General features: G+C 56.7%; 5 protein-coding genes. 2 read left to right on the forward strand and 3 right to left on the reverse strand.

Going from position 1 to position 7,019, the window contains the following annotated elements; genetic code table 11:
• Positions 1–326, forward strand: a 326-nt coding sequence (locus tag BSU04_RS27630; RefSeq protein WP_218827358.1) for an IS66 family transposase, incomplete at its 5' end; no start/stop codon positions are given.
• Between the two features lie 258 nt (positions 327–584).
• On the opposite strand, the gene BSU04_RS27635 is transcribed toward BSU04_RS27630, so the two are convergent.
• The 3 genes from BSU04_RS27635 to BSU04_RS27645 form a co-directional block, all read right to left on the reverse strand.
• Positions 585–1,904, reverse strand: coding sequence for an ABC transporter substrate-binding protein (locus BSU04_RS27635; RefSeq protein ID WP_179258463.1), 1,320 nt, complete (start codon positions 1,902–1,904; stop codon positions 585–587).
• Positions 1,905–2,006: 102 nt separating this feature from the next.
• Positions 2,007–3,107 carry an ABC transporter ATP-binding protein gene (locus BSU04_RS27640; RefSeq protein WP_089163559.1) on the reverse strand — a complete coding sequence of 367 codons (1,101 nt, stop codon included), beginning with the start codon at positions 3,105–3,107 and terminating at the stop codon, positions 2,007–2,009.
• A 585-nt stretch (positions 3,108–3,692) separates the two neighbouring features.
• The gene (locus BSU04_RS27645) at positions 3,693–5,405 is read right to left on the reverse strand and encodes a GMC family oxidoreductase (protein WP_089163560.1); all 1,713 of its coding nucleotides are present in this window, start codon (positions 5,403–5,405) and stop codon (positions 3,693–3,695) included.
• Between the two features lie 121 nt (positions 5,406–5,526).
• Here BSU04_RS27645 and BSU04_RS27650 point away from each other — a divergent pair, with 121 nt between their 5' ends.
• Complete coding sequence (locus tag BSU04_RS27650) at positions 5,527–6,945, forward strand: porin (RefSeq protein ID WP_306427232.1); 1,419 nt, start codon at positions 5,527–5,529, stop codon at positions 6,943–6,945.
• The last annotated feature ends 74 nt before the right edge of the window (positions 6,946–7,019 follow it).

Raw genomic sequence — 7,019 nt, forward strand, 5'->3', positions numbered from 1 at the left:
CCCTCTATGCGACGCTCGATCGTTTGCTCAGACGGATTCACATGAACAAGTCCGAGTTGCTGCTGGTGTTGGAGCGTCCTGAGGTCCCGCTGCATACCAATGGCAGTGAGCGCGACATTCGCGATCAGGTCAAAAAACGAAAGATCAGTGGCGGCACGCGCAGCGAGCTCGGCCGACAATGCCGCGATACGTTCTCGAGTCTAAAGGCGACGTGCCGCAAGCTGAACATTTCGTTCTGGGAGTATCTGACAGACCGCATTTCTTGCAGCGATCAAATTCCCCTCCTGCCTCATCTCCTCGAACAACGCATCGCCCTCTCTGCTTGAACAGCATGCTGGCGCTCGCCCCGGGTTATTGAGAAGTTACTGAACCAATAGTTAACTGCGTGTGGTCCGATGAGCTGGAGATTGGTAAATCCAAGGTAGATAGCGTAGACAATCGGTAGCGCTAACAGCGAAAGCAGGAGGATGGCCGCAGGCGCAAGCAGCACCAGGCTCACAGGGCGAAACGTGGTCTGATTCATTATCAAAACTCTCCAGAACATACGCTGGCCGCCCGATAAGGCAGCCAGCGAACCGCACCGACTATCGCGCGGCCATCAACTTGTCATCACCAAGCTGGTTCGACAGTTCTTTCTTCATCATGCGGACAGCGTCGTCCACGCTCATGTTCGGCTTCAGAACCAACGCTTCGGTCGCCGCTTCAAGCGCATGGGCCCAAAGCGGATACTCCGGGTCAGCAGGAACGCTTTTCGCAACGGCTAACAGCTTGCCGAATTGTTCTTGATAAGGTGGTGCAAGCTCGGTGTATTCCTTATCCGTCCAGTAGGCGGTCTGCGGGGGAACGAAGCCCGTCCCGTTCGCGCCTGCCACAAGATATTTCTTGCCAACAATCAACGAAACGAGTTGCCAAGCCAAGTCCGGATGCGCGGATTTCTTGTATATGGAAAGGTCCCAGCCGCCGAACGCGCTTGCATAGCCGACGCCACCGCCGGTGACGGTAGGTAGTGGTGCGAAGCTAATGAATTTCTGGGCCTCCGGCCAGCAAGGCGCACACATCGACTTGCTCCAGGCGGCGGGCACATAATTTCCGACAAGCCCGATACCGATGTGATGTTTCGGGAATTCCGGTGTCGCAAGCGCAGGCGAATTGGCGTTAAGAATCAACGACGACGGAGCGAGCAGCCCCTCTACGGACGCCTGGTGGTAGAAGTTCAAAACCTCCCGAATACCCTTTGTATCGACCGCCCACTTCCCCGATGCGTCCTTTATCGCTGGGTCGCTCGATGCCATAAGCAAATTGGCGGCACCTTCGACCAGCGCGGACGTACCCCCTGCGGGGCCCGTTATCGCCCACAACGGCCATACGTTCGGATCCGACTTCTTGATCTTTCGCGCGGCTTCAAATATGTCCTGCCAGTTCTTCGGTTTCCAGTCAGCCGGGAGCCCCGCCTTCTGGAAAATCTGACGGTCATACAGCAGCCCTGAAGTGTTGACCCCTTGGCTAATGCCAATCACGTCCTTGCCAGTCGTGCCCTCCTGCTTCACGGCATCCGGCACGTCCTTCCACCAAGCTGCGGTTGCAACGTATTGGTTGAGCGGCAAGAGGTAGCCGCTCGCCGCCCATTGCGCCATTTCCTGGGCTGGCAATTGTGCGACATCCGGAGCAGCACCTGAGTTGCCGTAGGACATGCTGACCTTGGTCACGATGTCGTCGAACCCTCCCGGAATCGGGACGAGCTGAACCGTAACACCCGGGTGGGATTTTTCGAAATCAGTCTTGATATCGCCCCAAAACTTCGTCGTAATTTCCGGCGTAACCATCACATACTCGGACCCATAGGCCAGCTTGAGAACGGTATCTGCATGGGCGATATTGCAAAGAAGCGAACCGGACGCGAACATCGCCGACGCCACTGCCGCCAACTTCTTGCTGCGAACAAAACAACGCATTGCTGGACTCCTATCGTCTATTGTTGAAAATCAACCTACGCTTTCACCCCGCATTTAGTGACGGAGACTCTTGCCTGTATTCGCATCGAAATAGTGAAGATCTGCCGGGTCGAACACGAGGTCTACGCGCTCGCCGAGTGCCACAGGCGAAAAGCCGGGGAATCGCGCATCAACCGTGGATCCGTTAATCGCAACACGCACGAAGTTCTCTGAACCCGTCGTCTCGATGGCCTCCACAACACCCGACGTCCGAACTTCACATCGTGCAGGCGCATCCTTGACCCAATGGAGGTCGTCCGGCCGGATGCCCACCTCAATGTTCGAAGGCATTGACCCGTTGAATTCAACACGTTGAGCCGGCGGAAGGCGAAACTTCGCACCAAGAGCGAGGCAGTCGGCATCGGACGATGCGAGACTGATTTCGCTGGAGGCGATATTCATCCGTGGCGAGCCGATAAAGGTTGCGACGTATCGGTCCACGGGGCGCCGGTATAGGCGCTCGGGCGTATCAATCTGGAGCAGCTTGCCTCCAGAGAAAACGGCGATGCGGTGCCCCATCGACATCGCTTCGACCTGGTCATGGGTGACGTACACCATCGTAGTACCGAGACGGCGCTGCAAGTCGGAAATTTCGCTGCGCATGTGACTGCGCAACGCCGCATCGAGATTCGAAAGCGGCTCATCAAGCAGGAAGAGTCGCGGCTCGCGAATCATCGCGCGTCCCAGCGCAACGCGTTGGCGCTGGCCTCCGGAGAGCTCGGCGGGGCTTCGCGAAAGCAGGCTGTCGAGTTTCAACATTGCGGCAACCTCATGAATGCGCTTCTCGATTTCCTTGGGACTCGACTTGCGCACCTCCATTCCAAACGCGAGGTTCTTGTAAATCGACATGTGCGGGTAAAGCGCGTAGCTTTGAAACACCATTGCTATGTCGCGTTGCCCTGGAGGGAGCGCCGTCACATCTTTGTTCCCAATCGAAATGCGACCGTCAGTCGGGCTTTCGAGTCCCGCCAGCATGCGCAGGGTGGTCGACTTGCCGCAGCCAGACGGTCCGACGAAAACGAGGAACTCCCCGTCCTCGACGTCCAGGTTGAGGTCCGACACGACGTTGGTTTCACCGAACGTCTTATAGACGTGCTCGAATTTTATCGATGCCATTGCGCTGGTCCCGCTTAAGAGAGTGGAGTGATGCGAATGTCGCCCCGTGGACCCTTAGAATGACGACCTCACTGGGAGGTCTGCACACTGGGCGGGGAAACGGTTCAATGTGAACGCAGTTTCGGCATCCAAAATCTCTGCCTCAATTTCGCAACCATTCCAAACCTGACGCAAACTGACGCAATGAGTTTCGGCAACTGCTGCGGCGCCCCCCGTATTCGCTTACATTTGTGTTGAACGAGCCCGTGGTTGACGGGTCGCCGCATTCGGGCAGCGCTCAACACAGCGCAAAGCTTAAATATCGAAGTGCGAATGGGACTTACCCGTACACGACGTCTTCGGACCCTCTTGTGAGGGGCCCTGTTAAAGTCCGCAGACAAATCCGGATAAGAATGCGAGCGCCGGGTGCAAGACTCTGGATTCAAGCGGTGCTGCGGCGTCGCAGCTCACCCCGCACCCGAGCGGTTCGAGAAGGCAAAAAAGCGCAGGACCGAGGTCCTGCGCCAAGAGGCCAGTAGTGGCCTCACGCGTGGTAAAAAGATGGTCGCCTTAATGAGTGGCCTGGGGGTCGCCTGGCGACAACAATCAGGCAGCTGTACTCGTAATAGGCACTTTTAAAACGTTGATTGGCTTTACCGCCTTTCTGTCTTGCTTAAGCATTCGACTCCCCTTCTCGGCAATCATCACCGTTGGCGAGTTGGTATTTCCCGACGTAATCGTCGGCATAATTGAAGCGTCAACGACACGCAGTCCGACGACTCCAAAGACCCGCAGACGCGAGTCGACAACTGCACCTGCCTCGCCCTTGCGACCCATCTGGCAAGTTCCCACCGGATGAAAAATTGTCGTGCCAACATTCCCCGCAGCGCGAATCAGTTCATCGTCAGTCTGGTATTCCTCTCCAGGAAGTATCTCCTCGGGCTCGTACTTTTGGAGGGCACTCGCAGAAACGATACGGCGCGTGTACTTGAGTGCGTTCACCGCGACCTCCTTGTCGTACTCGGTAGAAAGATAGTTCGGCGCGATGATGGGCGCGGCCGACGCGTCGGGCGATTTAATGTGAATCGTGCCTCGCGACGAAGGCCGCAACTGGCAAACCGACGCGGTGAAAGCGTCGAACGCGTGCAAGGGTTCCCCAAATTTCTCAAGCGATAGCGGCTGGACGTGATATTGGATATCTGGACGTGCACTCGCACGGTCCGTGCCGGAATTGGCGAACACGCCAAGCTGCGACGGTGCCATTGCCATTGGGCCACTGCGCTTAAAAACGTATTCCATGCCAATTGCAAGCTTTCCCCACCAATGCGCGCTGAGCGTATTAAGTGTCTTCGCCCCGCAAACGCGGTAAGCCATGCGTAGTTGCAGGTGGTCCTGAAGGTTCTCTCCAACGCCTACAAGATGGCTCACGACGTCAATGCCAAACTGCTTCAGTCGTGCCCCATCGCCTATACCGGATAACTCCAGCAGCTTGGGCGAATTGACCGCGCCTGCGCATACTACGACTTCCTGATTCGCCGCCGCACTCAGATTCTCCCCGTTGACCTCGAAATGGACGCCGCTGCACCGGTTGCCGTCGAAAGTCAGGCGCTGTGTCATCGCTCCCGTCATGACCTTCAAGTTGGGGCGCTTCAACGCTGGGCGCAGAAACGCCTTGGATGCATTCCAGCGGACACCGCTCTTTTGGTTCACGTCAAAATAACCGACGCCTGCGTTGTTTCCGCGGTTAAAGTCATCGGTAAAAGGAATGCCAGTTTCTTGCGCGGCACGTGAAAATTCTTCGAGAATTTTCCATTTGAGACGTTGCTTCTCAACACGCCACGGTCCCCCTCTACCATGCGCGTCACTGGCACCGCCGTGATAGTCCTCGCTATCGCGAAAGACCGGCAGGACCGATTCCCAATTCCAGGATGAATCTCCAGTCCGGTTGGCCCAATCGTCGTAGTCCTCGCGCTGCCCTCTCATGTAAATCATGCCATTGATAGACGAGCAGCCACCGAGGACACGACCGCGCGGATAAGCAAGCGCGCGACCATTCAGTCCGGCCTCCGCTTCTGTCTTCATACACCAATCCGTACGTGGGTTCCCGATGCAATAGAGATAGCCAACCGGCACGTGTATCCAATGGTAGTCGTCAACACCACCGGCCTCGAGAAGCAAGACTGAAACGTCAGCGTCTTCAGAGAGGCGGCTCGCCACGACACATCCCGCCGTTCCAGCACCAACGATAATGTAGTCGTAGCTACCAACAGAGCGTCTTGCTCCTCCTGCTCCCTTCCCCTCGACTTTCCCTACCTGCATTACGTCTCCTCATTGCATCTGCGATGCCCGGCGATTAGAGCGCACTGGTCCGCTCGTCGCCTGCTCCCCTGTTCGTTGGCATCGGACTTACAAGCTCACGAACCTGCGAGCAAGTTCGCTCATGTCGTGCTGCACCGGGGCGATTCGCAAGGTCAACAATGTTGCTTGCAAACGCCTTCTATTTCCATTCCGCGGTCTCTCGCATAGCTTCGCGATCCAAAGCTTCTTCCTGACGCACTTGCTGCGTCAGTATGCGAGTCCATTTTTCGGGCCTGCGAAATTGAGCCTGGATTTATGGCTGCCAACACTACTTATCACGCAACGGGTGCCCCGCGTCCGACGGCGTAGCTGTGCGCAACACCCCCGTATCGCAGTGAACCTAAATACAACTCGCAAACGACAGGAAGCAGAGATGAGGAAACTTACCGCGCTGGCAGCCGCGCTTGGCCTGGCAACCAGCCTTAACGCTCACGCGCAGAGCAGTATCACGCTTTACGGGATTCTCGACGTCGCGATCGGCTACATTCATAACAGCGGGGGCCAGAGTTCCCAGTGGAAAATGTCCACCGGGAACGTCTCCGAGAATGAATGGGGACTAAAGGGTACGGAAGACCTCGGTGGCGGAATGAGTGCGAACTTCGATATCGAAAACGGATTCGACCTTGGCTCCGGAAAGATTAACGAAGGCGGAAGACTGTTCGGCCGGCAGGCGTGGGTGGGTCTATCAGCGCCGACATGGGGCGCTGTCACTTTGGGCCGACAGTACGACCCAATCTCCGACCTCGTTCAGCCCATCACCGGCGACTTCTTCAGCGGAATTTGGGCAACGCCCGGAGACGTCGACAACTACGACAGCAGCGCTCGGTTTGACAATGCCGTCAAATGGGCGAGTCCTGTGTGGGGCGGCGTCACACTCGAAGCGATGTATTCTTTTGGCGGTGTTGCCGGTTCAACTGGCTCTGGTCAAGTGTATTCCGGCGCTGCGTCTTACGCGCGGGGCCCTCTATCAGTTGCAGCGGGTTATCTACATATAAACAACGGTAACCCGACGCTTTCTACCCGCGGCACTTCGGCCTCGGACTCCCTCTTTAACAGCGCAATCAACTCTGCGTACGCATCGGCGAACTCGGTCAGCATTACACGTGTTGCCGCGCAGTATGTCATTGCGCCAGTGACGTTCGGCGCTGCTTATAGTTATTCGGACTACGCTCCCGATGGCGCATCGACTTTTGCCCGGTCGGAAAAATACCAAAACGGCTCAGTCTTCGCGAGTTGGCAAGTGACGCCGGACTTCCAGACGACTGTTGGCTATAACTACACCAAGTCGACTGGCGACTCATCCGCCAAATACCACCAGGTCAATCTCGGTGTCGACTATCTGCTGAGCAAACGCACAGATTTGTTCGCCATTGCCGCATACCAGCATGCCAGCGGGCAGAACGGACTGGGCGCGGCACAGGCAGTCATTGGGTCCTATGACGTCAATTCTGGCGCGAGCTACCAAGTTCTGACGGTGGCCGGCATTCGCCATCGCTTCTAACTCGCGCTTCTAACTCGCGCTTCTAACTCGCGCTTCTAACTCGCGCTTCTAACTCGCGCTTCTAACTCGCGCTT

Source organism: Caballeronia sordidicola (genome assembly GCF_002220365.1).
Classification (GTDB): Bacteria; Pseudomonadota; Gammaproteobacteria; order Burkholderiales; family Burkholderiaceae; genus Caballeronia; species Caballeronia sordidicola_C.